Source organism: Bradyrhizobium sp. CSA112 (assembly GCF_029051645.1).
Lineage (GTDB): Bacteria > Pseudomonadota > Alphaproteobacteria > Rhizobiales > Xanthobacteraceae > Bradyrhizobium.
This window is the reverse complement of sequence record NZ_JAACFS010000045.1, coordinates 38,055-53,928: the sequence shown is the minus strand read 5'-3', so window position 1 is coordinate 53,928 and position 15,874 is coordinate 38,055. Positions and strand designations below refer to the sequence as shown.

Sequence of the window (15,874 nt, the reverse complement as noted above, 5' to 3'; positions counted from 1 at the left end):
GTCCTGCACGCTCGGCGGCAGAAGCTGGACCTCGTCGATCTTCCAGGGGCGAAATTCCTTGCTCATGGCCACGCAAGGAATCAGACTCGCACCCTCTTGACCAGTCACTACTCAGACAGGCTCCTAGGTTGGTTGCGCGCGCCGGCGCGCTCCTGGGCCTCGACCGCGGCGACCGCCGTCATGTTGAGGACGCCGCGCGCGGTCACCCCGGGCGTGAGGATATGCGCCGGCCGCGCCGGACCGATCAGGATCGGCCCCACGGGAAGCGCATCCGCCAGGACCTTGATCGTCTGATAGGCGATGTTGGCCGCATCCAGCGTCGGCATGATCAGGATGTTGGCCTCGCCTTCCAACCTCGATTGCGGCAGCACCATCCGTCGTGCAGCGGCCGACAGCGCGGTGTCGCCCTGCATCTCGCCGTCGGCCTCAAGCTCCGGGTGCTTCTCTTTCAGAAGCTGGGTGGCGCGGCGCATCTTGCGCGAGGAATCGGTGTCATGGCTGCCGAAGTCGGAATGCGACACGAACGCGACCTTCGGCTTGAAGTTGAAGCGCTGGACGTGGAGCGCCGCCAGCGCCGCCATTTCCGCCAGTTCCTCCGCGCTTGGGCTGGGCCGCACCTGCGTATCGGCGATGAAATAGGAGCCCTTGCTGGTGATCATCAGCGCCAGCGCCGCATAATCGCTGACCCCCGGCAAGAAGCCGATGATCTCGCGCACATGGCGCAGATGGCTCATGTACCGCCCCTCGACGCCGCACAGCATGGCGTCGGCTTCCCCGCGCACCACCGCGAGCGCCGCGATCACCGTGTTGTAGGTGCGCACCACCGTGCGCGCCACATCCGGCGTGACGCCGCGGCGCCCCGCAACGTCGATATAGGACTGCACGTAGGAGCGATAGCGCGGATCGTCCTCGGGATTGACAAGGTCAAAATCCTTGCCCGCCTTGATCGACAGGCCAAACCGCTTGATGCGGGTTTCCACCACCGACGGCCGCCCCACCAGGATCGGTCGCGCCAGCTTCTCCTCGAGCACCACTTGCGTGGCGCGCAGCACGCGCTCGTCCTCGCCCTCGGCGTAGATGACGCGCACCGGCTGCGTCTTGGCCTTGGCGAACATCGGCTTCATGACGAGGCCGGAGCGGAACGCAAACCGCTCGAGCAGCGCGCGATATTCGTCGAAATTCTTGATCGGCCGCGTCGCGACGCCGGAGTCCATCGCAGCCTTCGCCACCGCCGGCGCGATGCGCAGGATCAGGCGCGGGTCGAACGGGCTCGGGATCAGCGATCCCGGCCCAAAGCCCTGCGTCTCGCCGGTGTCGAAGCCGGGCGGCACCGCGTCCGACGGCGGATCGCGCGCAAGCTGCGCGATTGCATCGACCGCCGCATGCTTCATCTCCTCGTTGATCGCGGTGGCGCCGACGTCGAGCGCGCCGCGGAAGATGAACGGAAAGCACAGGACGTTATTGACCTGGTTCGGGAAGTCCGAACGTCCCGTGCAGATCATCGCGTCGGGACGGGCTTTGCGGGCCTCGTCCGGCATGATCTCCGGCACAGGGTTGGCGAGCGCCATCACCAGCGGCTTGTCGGCCATCTGCTTGACCATTTCCGGGTTCAGCACGTTCGGCGCTGACAACCCCAAGAAGACATCCGCACCGGGGATGACATCCGCGAGCACCCGCGCATCAGTGTTCTGCGCATAGACAGCCTTCCAGGGGTCCATCGAGGTGTTGCGGCCTTCATGGACGACGCCATCGATGTCGCAGACCGAGATGTTCTTGCGCTGCGCCCCCATCGACACCAGCAGGTTGAGACAGGCGATCGCGGCCGCGCCGGCGCCGGAGCAGACGATCTTCACTTCGGGCAGCTTCTTGCCGTTGAGAAGCAGCGCGTTGACGATCGCAGCGCCCACGATGATCGCGGTGCCGTGCTGGTCGTCATGGAAGACCGGGATCTTCATCCGCTCCTTCAGCTGCGCCTCGATTTCAAAGCATTCCGGTCCGCGGATATCTTCGAGATTGATGCCCCCGAAAGTCGGTTCCAGCGCCGCCACGGTGTTGACCACGCGCTCGATAGTGTCGGCCTTGATCTCGATGTCGAACACGTCGATGCCGGCGAACTTCTTGAAAAGCACCGCCTTGCCCTCCATCACCGGCTTGGACGCCAGCGGGCCGATGTTGCCGAGGCCGAGCACGGCGCTGCCGTTACTGACCACGGCGACCAAATTGCCACGCGCCGTCAGCGAGGCGGCCTCAGCGGGGTCTTTGGCGATTTCGGTGCAGGCGGCGGCAACGCCGGGCGAATAGGCGAGCGCAAGGTCGCGCTGGTTGACGAGCGGCTTGATCGCCTGGATTTCGAGCTTACCGGGTCGTGGCAGCCGGTGATAAGCCAGCGCCGCCGAAAAGAGATCTTCAGAATGGGATGACATGCTACTCTCGCGTTTCCTGACCCGAAGCTTCTAATTCTGTGCTAGTCTAGCCGGGGTCGGTTGTCCGGTAGATGGAGCCGGAGGTGAAGCACGCCCGGCAGCCTGGATGCAACATCGGATCGCACCCCATCAACAGCCCCTAGTGCGTTAAGGCGCATCAGCTAGGGCGGCCTGGGCGTCGACGCGCATGCAGAAGACCATAGAGCGGAAATCGTACGAGCGCTGTGGCTTGAGGTGCTCAAGGCACTCGAGCAATGCCTGCGGATCGGCCGCGACGATCTCTCTGGCTGGCTGGCCGGGATCAGGATGGCGACGAGGCCAGGCGCAATGTGCGCACCACCGTCGCCAACGAGGTGAGCAGCGGTCGGGCTTCGCGACGATGGTGAGCCAGACTGGCTGACGCAGCCTTGCAGCTGGGTCGCCTCGTCACGTGCGATTTCCGGCAGCGGGCCCGCCAAGTATCGCAATGTTCTCGCGGCCTTGTGGGGCAATGCGGTGCAATATTACGCGCGCCCTCCCTTGTTTTATTTCGAACAGGATCAAACGAGCACGTCTGTGGACACGCTCAATGTCGGGTTTGCAACAACGGTCCGGTTACCCGCGCGAACGTGGCTATCTACTTTCAACTGCGCTGATTTTTGCGCTTACGCCGCGGCTGGCACAGTCGTTGCAAAAGTCTTGGCCGAGAGCCGCCGTCGCAACAGGAAACCTTTGAAGGATATCAGCATGAGTCTAGCCCCGACCCAGAGCATCGCAGAAATCAAAGCCCGCAACAAAGAGCTGATTCAGGAGGTGCTGAAGGTCTATCCGGAGAAGACCGCAAAACGGCGCGCCAAGCACCTCAATGTTCACGAGGTCGGCAAGTCGGACTGCGGAGTCAAGTCCAACCTCAAATCCATCCCCGGCGTGATGACGATCCGCGGCTGCGCCTACGCGGGCTCCAAAGGTGTGGTCTGGGGACCGATCAAGGACATGATCCATATCAGCCATGGTCCGGTCGGCTGTGGACAGTACTCGTGGGGCTCGCGGCGTAACTATTACGTCGGCACGACAGGCATCGATAGTTTCGTGACCTTGCAGTTCACATCCGACTTCCAGGAAAAGGATATCGTGTTCGGCGGCGACAAGAAGCTCGTCAAAGTCATTGACGAGATCCAGGAGCTGTTCCCGCTCAACAACGGCATCACCATCCAATCGGAATGCCCGATCGGCCTGATCGGCGACGACATCGAGGCGGTCTCCAGGGCGAAGTCGAAGGAATATGGGGGCAAGACCATCGTGCCGGTCCGCTGCGAGGGTTTCCGCGGCGTGTCACAATCGCTCGGTCACCATATTGCCAACGACGCGGTGCGCGATTGGGTGTTCGACAAGGTCACGCCCGAGAGCAAGCCGACGTTCGAGCCGACGCCCTATGATGTCGCGATCATCGGCGACTACAATATCGGCGGCGACGCGTGGTCATCCCGAATCCTGCTGGAGGAAATGGGCCTGCGCGTTATCGCGCAGTGGTCCGGCGACGGTTCCCTGGCCGAGCTCGAGGCAACGCCAAAGGCGAAGCTTAACGTGCTGCATTGCTACCGCTCGATGAACTACATCTCGCGGCATATGGAGGAGAAGTTTGGCATTCCCTGGTGCGAATACAACTTCTTCGGGCCCTCTAAGATCGTGGAGTCGCTGCGCAAGATCGCCGGCTATTTCGACGACAAGATCAAGGAGGGTGCCGAGCGGGTGATTGCAAAATATCAGCCGCTGGTGGACGCGGTGATCGCTAAGTATCGCCCGCGCCTGGAAGGCAAGAGCGTGATGCTGTTCGTTGGCGGACTGCGTCCGCGCCACGTGATCGGCGCTTATGAAGATCTCGGCATGGAGGTCGTCGGCACCGGCTACGAGTTCGGCCACAATGATGACTACCAACGCACCGCCCAGCACTACGTCAAGGATGGCACGTTGATCTACGACGACGTTACCGGCTACGAGTTCGAACGCTTCGTCGAGAAGGTCCAGCCTGACCTGGTCGGCTCGGGCATCAAGGAAAAATATGTCTTCCAGAAGATGGGCGTGCCGTTCCGCCAAATGCACTCCTGGGACTATTCGGGTCCGTATCATGGCTATGATGGATTTGCGATCTTCGCGCGCGACATGGACATGGCCATCAACTCACCGATCTGGAAGAAGACCAAGGCGCCGTGGAAGGACGTCCCGAAGCCGAAGCTGTTGGCTGCCGAATAACTCGAGTGGCTCGGCTCTCTGCTGAGAGCCGGAGCCGACATTAATCACGATTTTCGAAGGGATCCTACCAATGGCGCAGAGTGCAGAACACGTGCTCGATCATTTCGAGCTGTTCCGCGGTCCGGAATACCAGCAGATGCTGGCCAACAAGAAGAAGATGTTCGAGAATCCCCGCGATGCCGCGGAGGTCGAACGCATTAGGGAATGGGCGAAGACGCCCGAATATCGCGAAAAGAATTTTGCGCGGGAAGCGCTGACGGTAAACCCAGCCAAGGCCTGCCAGCCGCTGGGCGCGGTGTTCGCCTCGGTTGGCTTCGAGGCCACGCTGCCCTTCGTGCACGGCTCCCAAGGCTGCGTGGCCTATTACCGCAGCCATCTTTCGCGGCACTTCAAGGAGCCAAGCTCCTGCGTCTCCTCGTCGATGACGGAGGACGCTGCGGTATTCGGCGGGCTGAACAACATGATCGATGGGCTCGCCAACAGCTATAATATGTATAAGCCCAAGATGATCGCGGTCTCCACCACCTGTATGGCGGAGGTGATCGGAGACGACCTCAATGCCTTTATCAAAACGTCCAAGGAAAAAGGCTCGGTGCCAGCTGATTTCGATGTGCCGTTTGCGCACACGCCAGCCTTCGTGGGCAGCCACGTCACCGGGTACGACAATGCGCTCAAGGGCATCCTCGAGCATTTCTGGGACGGCAAGGCGGGGACAGCCGCGAAACTCGAGCGCGCGCCCAACAAGAAGATCAACCTCATCGGCGGCTTTGACGGCTACACCGTCGGCAACATCCGCGAGATCAAGCGCATCTTCGAATTGATGGGCATCCAGTACACCATTCTTGCCGATAATTCCGATGTGTTCGATACACCGACCGACGGCGAGTTCCGGATGTATGACGGCGGCACGACTCTGGAAGACGCCGCGAACGCGGTTCACGCTAAGGCAACGATCTCCATGCAGCAGTGGTGCACGGAAAAGACGCTGCCGTTCATCGCCGCCCATGGCCAGGAGGTGGTGGCGTTCAATTATCCGGTGGGCGTGTCCGCAACGGATGAGTTTCTCATGGCGCTGTCGCGCATCAGTGGCAAGGACATTCCGGAGGGACTGGCACGAGAACGCGGCCGCTTGGTCGACGCGATGGCCGACTCCAGCGCGCATATCCACGGCAAGAAGTTCGCGATCTATGGCGATCCAGACCTCTGCTATGGGTTGGCTGCCTTCCTGCTCGAGCTTGGCGCCGAGCCGATCCATGTGCTGTCCACGAACGGCAACAAGGCCTGGGAGAAGAAAATGCAGGCGTTGTTTGGGAGCTCGCCGTTTGGGCAGAACTGCCATGCCTATCCGGCGCGAGACCTCTGGCATATGCGCTCGCTCTTGTTCACCGAGCCTGTCGACTTCCTGATTGGTAACACCTATGGCAAGTATCTGGAGCGCGACACGGGTACGCCGCTGATCCGGATCGGTTTCCCAATCTTCGATCGGCATCACCATCACCGCTCTCCGGTGTGGGGCTATCAGGGGGGCATGAACGTGCTGGTGAAGATTCTCGACAAGATCTTCGACGAGATCGACAAGAAGACCAACATTGCCGGCAAGACCGACTATAGCTTCGACATCATTCGTTGATGACGAACGGCGCGCGCCATCGCCGGCAAACGTCGGCGATGGCCTAAGCGCACGATGGACTGATCTTCGCGAACAAGCTCGGTTGAGAGGAGAGACGGATGAGTTCGCTATCGGCCACGATCCAGGAGATGTTCAACGAGCCGGGCTGCGCCAAGAACGCCAACAAGTCGGATGCCGAGCGCAAGAAGGGCTGCACCAAGCAGCTGCAGCCGGGCGGCGCCGCAGGCGGCTGCGCCTTCGACGGCGCCAAAATTGCGCTGCAGCCTTTTACCGACGTCGCCCATCTGGTGCACGGTCCGATCGCCTGCGAGGGTAATTCCTGGGACAACCGCGGTGCGGCTTCGTCTGGCGCCAGCATCTGGCGGACCGGCTTCACCACTGACATGAACGAAACCGATATAGTATTTGGGGGCGAGAAGCGTCTCTACAAGGCAATCAAAGAGATCATCAACAAGTACAACCCGTCGGCCATCTTCGTCTATCAGACCTGCGTTCCCGCCATGATCGGCGACGACATCAATGCGGTTTGCAAGGCGGCTTCGCAAAAGCTCGGCAAGCCGGTCATTCCCGTAAATTCGCCGGGCTTCGTCGGCCCCAAGAACCTAGGCAACAAGCTCGCCGGCGAGGCCTTGCTCGAGCACGTCATCGGCACGCAAGAGCCGAACTACACCACGCCCTACGACATCAACCTGATTGGCGAATACAACCTCTCCGGCGAGCTTTGGCAGGTCAAGCCGCTGCTTGACGAGCTCGGTATCCGCATCCTCTCCTGCATCTCGGGGGACGGCAAATATCGCGAAGTCGCTTCTTCGCACCGGGCGCGCGCTGCCATGATGGTATGTTCGAAGGCGATGATCAATGTCGCGCGCAAGATGGAGGAGCGTTACGGCATCCCGTTTTTCGAAGGGTCGTTCTATGGCATCCAGGATTCTAGCGATTCGCTGCGCGAAATCGCCCGGCTGTTAGTCGAGCGCGGCGCGCCTTCCGAACTGATCGAGCGCACCGAGGCGGTGATCGCACGCGAGGAGGCGCGCGCCTGGGCCGCGATCGAACGGTACAAGCCGCGGTTTGCGGGTAAGAGGGCACTTCTGATCACCGGCGGCGTCAAGTCCTGGTCCGTGGTGGCGGCGCTGCAGGAGGCAGGGCTCGAGCTGGTCGGCACCAGCGTCAAAAAATCCACCAAGGAGGACAAGGAGCGCATCAAGGAGCTGATGGGGCAGGATGCCCACATGATCGAGGACATGACGCCGCGCGAGATATACAAAATGCTCAAGGAAGCGAAAGCGGATATCATGCTCTCGGGTGGCAAATCGCAGTTCGTTGCGCTGAAAGCGGCGATGCCCTGGCTCGACATCAACCAGGAGCGCTGCCACGCTTATATGGGCTACGTCGGTATGGTGAAGCTGGTCGAGGAGATCGACAGAGCGCTGTTCAACCCGATGTGGGAGCAGCTGCGTCGACCAGTGCCGTGGGAGGAGGTGGCGAAGAATCGGCAGACTAAGGGGATGGCGCAGATGGACGCGCAGGCCGCCGAGGTTGCCGCCGATCCGGAGACGACCCGGCGCGCGAAAAAGGTCTGCTTCTGCAAGGAAGTCGATCTCGGCACGCTCGAGGACGCAATCCGCTCGCATGGCCTGACCAGCGTCGAGGCAGTCAGACAGCACACCAACGCGTTCGGTGGCTGCTGTAAGAGGCGGATCGAGGACATCCTGGCCACCATGCCGGTCTCCTCGCCGCCTGCCATGCTGCAAGCCGCGGAATAGGACGGCGTCATGGCCATCGTCACCACGCCGAAGAAGGCCTGCGCGGTCAACCCGCTGAAGATGAGTCAGCCGATTGGCGGCGCATTCGCCTTCATGGGCCTGCGTGGGGCGATGCCGCTTCTGCACGGCTCGCAAGGGTGCACATCCTTCGGGCTCACGCTGTTCGTGCGGCATTTCAAGGAGGCGGTGCCGCTGCAGACGACTGCGATGAGCGAAGTGGCGACCGTGCTCGGCGGTTACGAAAATGTCGAGCAGGCTATCCTCAACATATACAATCGTGCCAAGCCGGAGATCATCGGGATCTGCTCGACCGGAGTGACCGAAACCAATGGCGATGACGTCGACGGCTACATCAAGCTGATTCGCGAGCAGCATCCGCAGCTTGCCAAATTTCCTCTTGTCTTTGTCTCCACGCCCGATTTCAAGGACGCCTTCCAGGACGGGTGGGGAAAGACAGTGGCATGCATGGTCGAGGTACTGGTGGAGGCGCCGGCGGTCGGGGCGGAGCGTGATCCCGCGCGGGTGAATGTCCTCCCCGGATGTCACCTGACGCCGGGTGACCTCGACGAACTTAGGACGATCCTGGAGGATTTCGGCCTGAAGCCATCCTTCCTGCCTGATCTCGCGGGATCGCTGGACGGGCATATCCCGGACGAGTTTACGCCAACGACCATTGGTGGCATCGGGGTTGACGAAGTCGCGGGCATGGGCCGGTCCAGCTGGACCATTGCCATCGGTGCGCAGATGCGGCGGGCGGCAGAAGCCATGCAGGCGAAGTCTGGGGTGCCGTTTCGCTTGTTCGAGCGGCTGTGCGGCCTCATCCCCAACGATGAATTCATCGCTTTCCTGAGCGACATCAGTGGCCGCCCTGTGCCAGCAAAATATCGGCGCCAGCGCGGCCAGCTCAGCGATGCGATGCTGGACGCGCATTTCCATGTCGGCGGCCGCAGGCTCGCGATCGGTGCCGAGCCTGACCTCCTGTTCGACCTGTCCAGCATGCTTCACGAGATGGGCGCGCAGGTGACGGCGGCCGTGACGACCACGCCGTCGCCGGTGCTGGAGCGGATCGGGACCAAGGAGGTGCTGATCGGCGATCTCGAGGATCTGGAAGAGCTTGCTAGGACGAGGAATTGCGATCTGCTGATTACGCATTCGCATGGCCGCCAAGCGGCGGCGCGGCTGAAGATTCCGTTTTATCGCGCGGGATTTCCGATGTTCGATCGGATCGGCGCGGGACACCAGCTATCCGTCGGCTATCGCGGCACGCGCGATGTGATCTTCAATATCGCCAATCTCGTGATCGCCGACCGAGAGGAAAATCATCAGCCGACGCCCGATAGCTGGCGGACCTCGAGACGGCCCTTAAAGCCCGGCCGCCGTAGCTTCATCGACGCAACAGAGGGGTCGATTGCATGAAGGTCGCATTCGCTACCCAAGACTTGAGGCGCGTCGATGCGCACTTTGGCTGGGCCAAGTACATCGCGATCTATGATGTTGGGCCGGGCGGGCACGTATTTCTGAAGGCGGTTCAGTTCTACGGCGATCTCAAGGAAGACGGCAACGAGGACAAGCTCGCGCCCAAGATCGAGGCAATCAAGGATTGCGCCATTCTCTATGTCGCTGCCATCGGCGGCTCCGGTGCCGCGCGGGTAGTGGCGAACAATATACATCCCATCAAGGTGAACAAGCCCGAGAACATTCTGGCGCTGGTCGAGAAGCTTCAGCACGTGCTGAAGGGTACGCCGCCACCCTGGCTGCGCAAGGCACTGGCAAAGGACCAGGAGCGCACGCTCGATTTCGAAGAATGAGGACGACATGACTGAAGCCGCGGATATCGTGCAAACCGATCGCGCGCTCGATGCGCCATTCGTGAGGGAACTGATCAAGATCTGGCGCGCCCAGGACGTCCATGGCGCCTGGGACGGCAAGAGCGATCTCGATCTCCTCGAACCCTATATTCTGGACAAGGAGAAACGGCGCGCGCTGCCGATCGTCGGCGATCCCGATCCGGATACGGTCTGGCGGCTGGAGCTGTTCTTCAATGCGGTCGCGCTCTCGATCGAGAAGACGACCGGTGTGATGATCCAGCCGATGCTGAAGATGCACCACGAAGGCTTTGGCCGCATGGTGCTGATCGGCGGCCGGCTGATCGTGGTGAACAAGCAGCTGCGCGATGTGCATCGCTTCGGCTTCGACAATCTCGCAAAGCTCGCCGCCGAGGGTGACAAATACGTCGAAGGCGGCATCGAGATGACCCGGAAATTTCCCGACGTGGCCAACTATTGAGAGCAGCTCATGAGCGACCTTGAAATGCTGAAAGGGGAAATAAGAAAGCTGTCGGTCAAGGCGACGAAGGCCAAGATGGATCTGCATGATTTGTCGGAGGAACTTCCCATCAACTGGACCTCGATCATGGCGGTGGCGCAGAAGGCGCACGATGCCTTTGCCGAACTCGAGCGCAAGCGCGAGGATCTCAAGGCGCTGGAAAAGGCCTAAAAAGGGTATCCGATCATGTCATTTGCAACGCGCGACGGCCGCGACTGGACGCCGAACTACCTGATCTCAATTGATCCCAAGAAGTGCATCGGTTGTGGCCGCTGTTTCAAGGTCTGCGGTCGCGACGTCATGACGTTGAAGGGGATCAATGAGGAGGGCGATCTTGTCGATCTCGACGATGACGAAGACGGTGAGATCGAAAAGAAGATTATGGTGATGAATGACCGGGGCGCTTGTATCGGCTGCGGCGCCTGCGCCCGGGTTTGTCCGACCAACTGCCAGACCCAACAGCCCGCCGCAACGGAAGCCGCTTGACAGCGCCTCTGTCCGCCTTTCCCGCAGGCAAGCGGGAGTTGGACGGCGAAGCCTCGCTGAAGGGACTCTCCGTGTGCTGCGCTCGGGGATAGAGCCCCTCGGCGCCGATCCATTCCCGCCAGCTTGCGGGTGCCGAGCCGACCGCAGTGTAGAATCATGCCCTCGTCGCCCGCAGGTATCGAAATTCTAATCTGCGAAAATGCCGGCTCGGATGGCTCAAAATGTCTGCCGCCATATGGAATCAGATATCGCCAATCCTCAATAACTTCATTCCGCTGTGGCGAACGAGCCGTTCCGTCGCTGCGTGCGCTAAAGTCAATCCGCTCGACACGTTCGCCATGCCCAGACCTTAAGTGTCCATGAATCTCAGACTCAATGATCAGAACCCAGTGTTCATTTGGCCCTGGATAGCCGCCAACCTCAGAAACTAATCCAGCTTAGCGTTTGCCAGGAACCACGAGAGCTTAAATCTTGTCTCACCAAGATCCGTTTTGCACCTAAAGGTCCTGCCGGTTTGTTCGGCCTCACCCACGCTCATTCCCACCCCCAGTGGCTCTTCGGCCCGTGCCGTAGGTTCCACCACACCATTCCGACCGAGACGGTAGCGGATCCAGCAACTTCGAATTCTATCGCACTTGACTCGGCTTTGGCGGCTCGGGCGGAGGTTGATCTTTTGGCACGAATACTTGGCAGGAAACAGCAATGCTACCGCCTCGTACCGCATTCAGGGTAATGGTTGTGTCAGTGCTCGAATCTCGTCTGATAAAAGATGCTTTGGTCCCGATCAATACTCTCGCGCCGTGAGCGATTCTTTCTAAGGTGCTGCCGCGATGAACCGTGAATTCGGTTATCACTGGGAGGACGACTTCGTAGCTGTGATAGCTTACGGTGACGCCAGAGATAGGCCTGCAGCGCCATCCGCAGCCGTCGAGAGCCGCAAGGATCGTTGTAGGCCTTTCTCGCGGGCCGCCGTGTCATTGCAGCGACCGCGGCTCTTTTCCACGCGAGCACGGGGAAATCCGAAGGTGAGAGGTCACCATACCGAAAATTTGCGAGGAGGTTGCGAGGTTGCTCCTCCGAGCGCGGCGCGACCTGTCTCAAACGCTCACCGTAGCCCGACAGTCGCACCTTCCGTGACAATGGCCGCCACGTCGCGCGCACGCGCCCCCTCTCGACAACAGCTTGTGCAACGCGCGGTCGTGCGCCATGGCGGATCTCAATGAAGCCTTCCGCCGCGAGTTGCTCATAGGCGATCGTCACCGTACCGCGAGACACGCCGAGTTTCCCGGCGAGGGCGCGGGACGACGGCAGCAGCCCATCGGCGCCGTACACGCGCCCCAGGATCTGATCCCTCGCTTCGTAGATCTGACGCGCTCCCATTCGCGGCGTGCGGTGCCTAGGGGGCGTCTTCATCTGGGCCATCAAAAGTTCGCATAACTACGCTTGCTTGATAAGCCACTCTCTAGCTATTCGGGTTGAATGCCAAGCTGTTCTGAGGAGTTAGCGGCGCAGGCAACCCAGGGCGCTATTCCGGGCGTTGCCGCAGAATCCAATCCAGCAGGTCTTCGTTTCGGCGACCACTTCGTGCGTGCTGGTCAACGGCGGCCGGTGCGGACGCAAGCGCCATACGGCGCAAATGCAGTTCGCCCCGGTCGCAAACCGTAATCTTTCTGTTAGTGCACTTTCAATGAACTCAGACGCTGCATAGCCGCGGTTTTCACCGAATTATGGATTGCCTCGGGAAAGCCCTCTGGCAGCTCGCTTTCAATTTTGCCGAGCGCAGCTTCAGCGGTAAGGGCGACACGTTCGATTGATTCCTGAACAAGCTTTTTCGGTACGCCCGCCGCTTCGCCTGTCTGCAAGAAATGCCGGCCGTCTACTTCGGCAATCCTGTAGTGATTGTTTGTCCCTACCGACATTGCGAGCTTCATCTGCTTGCGCTGAATTTGACCGGTGTCCAGGCTCGGCTGTGCCGTGAGCACGTCGTAAAGCGGTGTCAGATGGTAGCGGCCGCCAGGCGTGATGAAGATGCTGAAATTCTTCGCATGGCCATCGGTCGCGCCAATCAGCCAAAAGAAGATTTGCGCTCTGAGCAGCATCGCCTGATCATCAGCGGGCGTGTCGCTGCCTTTGAGCAGGTCAAGAAGCTTCACCATGCCAGGACCGCCATCGCTCTGGTATTTGCGCGTCGGCGGGACCGACAGGGCCTGACAGCAGTCCTCCTGCGGCAGGCGGAGCAGGCGGCCATCCTTCGTCCACCGCCGGTCGAAGCGCTCGATGACGAGCGCCGTGGTCTTACCGAAAGTCGCAATCTCGGCATGGTTCACCGGCAGGCCGGAGGCGGCGGCAAGTCTCAGACAGTAGTATTCATTCTCGACGCTGTTCGAAAGGTCGATGCCGTTGGGCAGCTCCCCGATCTGCGTCTTGAAAATATGGGTCGTCGGCGTGGTGCCGTGCGGCTTGAGCCACTTGCCGCCGTGCCGCAGCAGCGCCGTTTTCTCCTGCGCTCCTGCCACGGAAATCCGGAAATGATCGTCGCGCGTAAGCCCGAGCGGAGTCTGGGCAAGCCCGTTGAGGAGCTTTTCTATCGCTTCGTCATCGACGGCATCGCCGGCGATGGTGCGACCATCACCATGGTGATCATCATCATGATGATCATCATCGTCGGCGACGAATTGCAGGGCGCCGACGCAGTCCCTGCCGATGGCAGCGAGCAGGCTGTAGGCGTCGGTCCCGGCAGCGCCGACCCTTTGCGCTACCCGGCGACGGAGCGCGTCGGAGTCGGGTAGCAGATTGTCGAAGACGGCCGTGATGGCTTCGCCGCGGAAGGCATCCTCCCGCAGCGGCAGCGAGAGCGAGACGGGCAGGGCATGTTCCCATCCGAGCCAGTCAGCCTCATACCGGAATTCAATAGCGCCAGTCGCCGCCTTGCTCATCAGGCCGACGAGGCGGTTGTTGAGGAGCACGCGCAGCGGCTCATGGCGGCGACGCCGGGGCATCAGAAAATGTCCTCAAGGTCGGCGGCTGTGCCTTTGGTGCGCGGGACGATCCGGAACTCAAGGTCTAGGGCCGCGAGTACCGCAAGGATGGTTTCAAGCTTGGCTGCCGGATTGCCAGTTTCGATGAGCGAGATTGTCTCCTGCCGCAGGCCCGCCCGCGCGCCGACCTGCGACTGGCTGAGCCCCCGCTTCTTACGAGTGCGGCGGATCAGGTTGCCGATCTGGTTCGGTGTGCGGGCAAGGCCGGTCATTTCTTACTCCGACCTAGTATGTGCTAAATCCGATAAAAGCGCAATATAGCAAATGGCGCATAAATGGACATTATGCGTTGAACTGCATAAAACACGTTTATCGGAATTAAGGCTATGACTTCCCTTATAGCGATCGCGTTAGCCACTTTACGCCGGAATGGAAGCGGCAATCAGGGAGCACCTTGAGCGCCTTGCTAGAGGCGAGAGGGTGCCGATGATTGCTATCGGATGTTTTACCGAGATTCAGTTCGCTGCGATCAATGAGGGGCGAGCTGCAATGGAATTACATCTCTTGGAGCAAAACGAGATTCTATTCATGGGTAGGCATTTGTATGCCAGCCGCTCTAAAGATGGCTACCAAATAGATGACATCGTTAAGCAGATCATGAGTGCGCTTTGCGACGACGCGATAGCTCACTTGGGCTGCCGGACGTGATCTCGGCGGGCCGCCGCCGGATCCGTAAAGCCGACCCTCGCTTTCGCATCCGAGAAAGGCGACAAGGCGCTCGGCTCGGCCCGACAACTCTACTCGCGTCTGGTCGATTGGGGCGGGCTCGAGGAAGAGGAATACGGCCTGCGGGTCACCGTCGACATGGCGATGCTGGTGATCCAGCGACAGGCGAGCCTGAACAAGGACCTCTCCCAAAGATTCGGCGGCCTGATCGTCCAGATTCGTCTGAACCTCGAGGCGATGGAGAAGCTCACGCCCGAGGTGACCTATCGCAAGCAGCGCGAAGCCGCGCTCGCGGTGCGTGGGGCGCGCAACCAGGCCGACCAGTTCACCAAGAGCCTTCGGGCGATCCTCGCCGACCTCAAGCGGATCAGGCGGACGGTCATGGAGTCGAAGACGCTCGGCACCCGCCTGGAGGCCTTCTTCGAGGAGTTCGTCGATCAGCTCCCGCTGAAAGATTTCGAGTCCATCCTGACGGTGAACCATCCCTACCGTTTCCGCGACGCCATCGTCGACCTGGCGCTCAGGATCTCCTACACGCCGGACACCCTTGTTTTGAAGCTCTAGAAATTAAAGTTATGCCTGCAGCACAATGGTTTCTTGAATTTCGTGCCAACTGATCTTTCGGAATTTGTATGGAATTTTTGCGGACGGTTAACCGTTTCTTAACGGGACAGTTCGGCCGATAGGCCGCCAAGCCAATAGGAAGCACGCCAGTGCGTCGGCCGCCGCCGGGCGTTTCACGAGACGGGCGCGGCTGGCCCGCCTTGGCGTCGGCCGTCAGCGCTGCCGCCGTGCATGGAACGGATTTCGCCCGAAAATATTGAACCTAGGGTCAAGAAAACTTGACCTATTGTCAACCAATTCGACGGCCATATATCCAGATATGTTGCTGAAGTGCCACATTTTGCCTGTTAGATGCCCACTGGCATTCTGGGTAAGCTGGACGAATAACTTGACATTAGATCAACTGAAGCCCATGGAACGCGCGATCAACAACAGCTATGGCATTCGCCGATGGCATTTGAGAACGAGGCCGGTCGCCTGCGTAGAATCGCGCGGCGAGGGACGATCTTCTTCACGAAGGGACGATCTTCTTCACGAACCACGCTGAGATTGAGCGCAAGAAAGATGGCATCGAAAAACTCGATGTCATCAACGTGCTTGGGCGATGTACGGTATCATTGGTGGAGGTGAACAAAGAAAACGGAGAAGAAGAATGGAGGGCAGAAGGGACTGATAACGACGGGAGGAAAATAACGGCTGTAGTCGTGGCTTACGAGGATGTCGCAGAGGTGAAGATCGTCACGACTTGGG

Annotated in this window: 13 protein-coding genes and 1 pseudogene; 10 read left to right on the top strand and 4 right to left on the bottom strand. The window is 60.3% G+C overall.

Annotation, left to right across the window (positions count from 1 at the left end; translation table 11 throughout):
- Positions 1–107 precede the first annotated feature (107 nt).
- Positions 108–2,423: an NADP-dependent malic enzyme gene (locus GWE18_RS37860; protein ID WP_275190671.1), complete on the bottom strand. Its 2,316-nt coding sequence runs from the start codon at positions 2,421–2,423 to the stop codon at positions 108–110.
- 726 nt (positions 2,424–3,149) lie between these two features.
- Between GWE18_RS37860 and nifD the strand changes: the two genes are divergently transcribed.
- From nifD to fdxB, 8 genes are all read left to right on the top strand, one after another.
- On the top strand, positions 3,150–4,652 hold the full coding sequence (gene nifD, locus GWE18_RS37855; protein WP_108522950.1) for a nitrogenase molybdenum-iron protein alpha chain: 1,503 nt from the start codon (positions 3,150–3,152) through the stop codon (positions 4,650–4,652).
- A 70-nt stretch (positions 4,653–4,722) separates the two neighbouring features.
- Positions 4,723–6,282, top strand: coding sequence for a nitrogenase molybdenum-iron protein subunit beta (gene nifK / locus GWE18_RS37850; RefSeq protein WP_057852067.1), 1,560 nt, complete (start codon positions 4,723–4,725; stop codon positions 6,280–6,282).
- A gap of 98 nt (positions 6,283–6,380) precedes the next feature.
- Positions 6,381–8,045, top strand: a complete 1,665-nt coding sequence (gene nifE / locus GWE18_RS37845; RefSeq protein ID WP_275190670.1) for a nitrogenase iron-molybdenum cofactor biosynthesis protein NifE — start codon at positions 6,381–6,383, stop codon at positions 8,043–8,045.
- Between the two features lie 9 nt (positions 8,046–8,054).
- Positions 8,055–9,461 (top strand): nitrogenase iron-molybdenum cofactor biosynthesis protein NifN, encoded by a 1,407-nt coding sequence (nifN, locus tag GWE18_RS37840; RefSeq protein WP_275190669.1) that lies wholly within the window; start codon positions 8,055–8,057, stop codon positions 9,459–9,461.
- Complete coding sequence (nifX, locus tag GWE18_RS37835; protein WP_108523372.1) at positions 9,458–9,853, top strand: nitrogen fixation protein NifX; 396 nt, start codon at positions 9,458–9,460, stop codon at positions 9,851–9,853. Before nifN ends, nifX begins: the two co-directional genes overlap by 4 nt.
- A 7-nt stretch (positions 9,854–9,860) precedes the next feature.
- Positions 9,861–10,331 carry a NifX-associated nitrogen fixation protein gene (locus GWE18_RS37830; protein WP_057846605.1) on the top strand — a complete coding sequence of 157 codons (471 nt, stop codon included), beginning with the start codon at positions 9,861–9,863 and terminating at the stop codon, positions 10,329–10,331.
- 9 nt (positions 10,332–10,340) lie between these two features.
- Positions 10,341–10,541, top strand: a complete 201-nt coding sequence (locus tag GWE18_RS37825; RefSeq protein ID WP_275190657.1) for a CCE_0567 family metalloprotein — start codon at positions 10,341–10,343, stop codon at positions 10,539–10,541.
- 15 nt (positions 10,542–10,556) lie between these two features.
- On the top strand, positions 10,557–10,856 hold the full coding sequence (gene fdxB, locus GWE18_RS37820; RefSeq protein WP_275190656.1) for a ferredoxin III, nif-specific: 300 nt from the start codon (positions 10,557–10,559) through the stop codon (positions 10,854–10,856).
- Between the two features lie 885 nt (positions 10,857–11,741).
- Here the strand turns inward: fdxB and GWE18_RS37815 are convergent.
- The 3 genes and pseudogenes from GWE18_RS37815 to GWE18_RS37805 form a co-directional block, all read right to left on the bottom strand.
- Positions 11,742–12,278, bottom strand: a pseudogene (locus GWE18_RS37815) (GntR family transcriptional regulator); the annotation flags it as partial.
- A 251-nt stretch (positions 12,279–12,529) separates the two neighbouring features.
- The gene (locus tag GWE18_RS37810) at positions 12,530–13,855 is read right to left on the bottom strand and encodes a type II toxin-antitoxin system HipA family toxin (protein WP_275190668.1); all 1,326 of its coding nucleotides are present in this window, start codon (positions 13,853–13,855) and stop codon (positions 12,530–12,532) included.
- Entirely contained in the window at positions 13,855–14,106 is a 252-nt protein-coding gene (locus tag GWE18_RS37805; protein ID WP_057852073.1) for a helix-turn-helix domain-containing protein, read from the bottom strand. Before GWE18_RS37805 ends, GWE18_RS37810 begins: the two co-directional genes overlap by 1 nt.
- A gap of 214 nt (positions 14,107–14,320) precedes the next feature.
- Here GWE18_RS37805 and GWE18_RS37800 point away from each other — a divergent pair, with 214 nt between their 5' ends.
- Together GWE18_RS37800 and GWE18_RS37795 are read left to right on the top strand one after the other, a co-directional pair.
- Complete coding sequence (locus GWE18_RS37800) at positions 14,321–14,542, top strand: hypothetical protein (RefSeq protein ID WP_213290821.1); 222 nt, start codon at positions 14,321–14,323, stop codon at positions 14,540–14,542.
- Positions 14,543–14,641: 99 nt separating this feature from the next.
- A complete protein-coding gene (locus tag GWE18_RS37795) occupies positions 14,642–15,124 on the top strand; it encodes a Wadjet anti-phage system protein JetA family protein (RefSeq protein ID WP_275190674.1) in 483 nt (160 codons plus the stop codon).
- Positions 15,125–15,874: the final 750 nt, after the last annotated feature.

Excerpts from the sequence above, each read along its gene's own strand:
- GWE18_RS37800 (WP_213290821.1), top strand. The coding sequence starts at position 14,321 with ATGATTGCTATCGGATGTTTTACCGAGATTCAGTTCGCTGCGATCAAT.
- nifN (WP_275190669.1), top strand. The coding sequence starts at position 8,055 with ATGGCCATCGTCACCACGCCGAAGAAGGCCTGCGCGGTCAACCCGCTG.
- GWE18_RS37860 (WP_275190671.1), bottom strand. The coding sequence starts at position 2,423 with ATGTCATCCCATTCTGAAGATCTCTTTTCGGCGGCGCTGGCTTATCAC.
- nifK (WP_057852067.1), top strand. The coding sequence starts at position 4,723 with ATGGCGCAGAGTGCAGAACACGTGCTCGATCATTTCGAGCTGTTCCGC.
- GWE18_RS37830 (WP_057846605.1), top strand. The coding sequence starts at position 9,861 with ATGACTGAAGCCGCGGATATCGTGCAAACCGATCGCGCGCTCGATGCG.
- nifE (WP_275190670.1), top strand. The coding sequence starts at position 6,381 with ATGAGTTCGCTATCGGCCACGATCCAGGAGATGTTCAACGAGCCGGGC.
- nifX (WP_108523372.1), top strand. The coding sequence starts at position 9,458 with ATGAAGGTCGCATTCGCTACCCAAGACTTGAGGCGCGTCGATGCGCAC.
- nifD (WP_108522950.1), top strand. The coding sequence starts at position 3,150 with ATGAGTCTAGCCCCGACCCAGAGCATCGCAGAAATCAAAGCCCGCAAC.
- fdxB (WP_275190656.1), top strand. The coding sequence starts at position 10,557 with ATGTCATTTGCAACGCGCGACGGCCGCGACTGGACGCCGAACTACCTG.
- GWE18_RS37810 (WP_275190668.1), bottom strand. The coding sequence starts at position 13,855 with ATGCCCCGGCGTCGCCGCCATGAGCCGCTGCGCGTGCTCCTCAACAAC.
- GWE18_RS37805 (WP_057852073.1), bottom strand. The coding sequence starts at position 14,106 with ATGACCGGCCTTGCCCGCACACCGAACCAGATCGGCAACCTGATCCGC.
- GWE18_RS37825 (WP_275190657.1), top strand. The coding sequence starts at position 10,341 with ATGAGCGACCTTGAAATGCTGAAAGGGGAAATAAGAAAGCTGTCGGTC.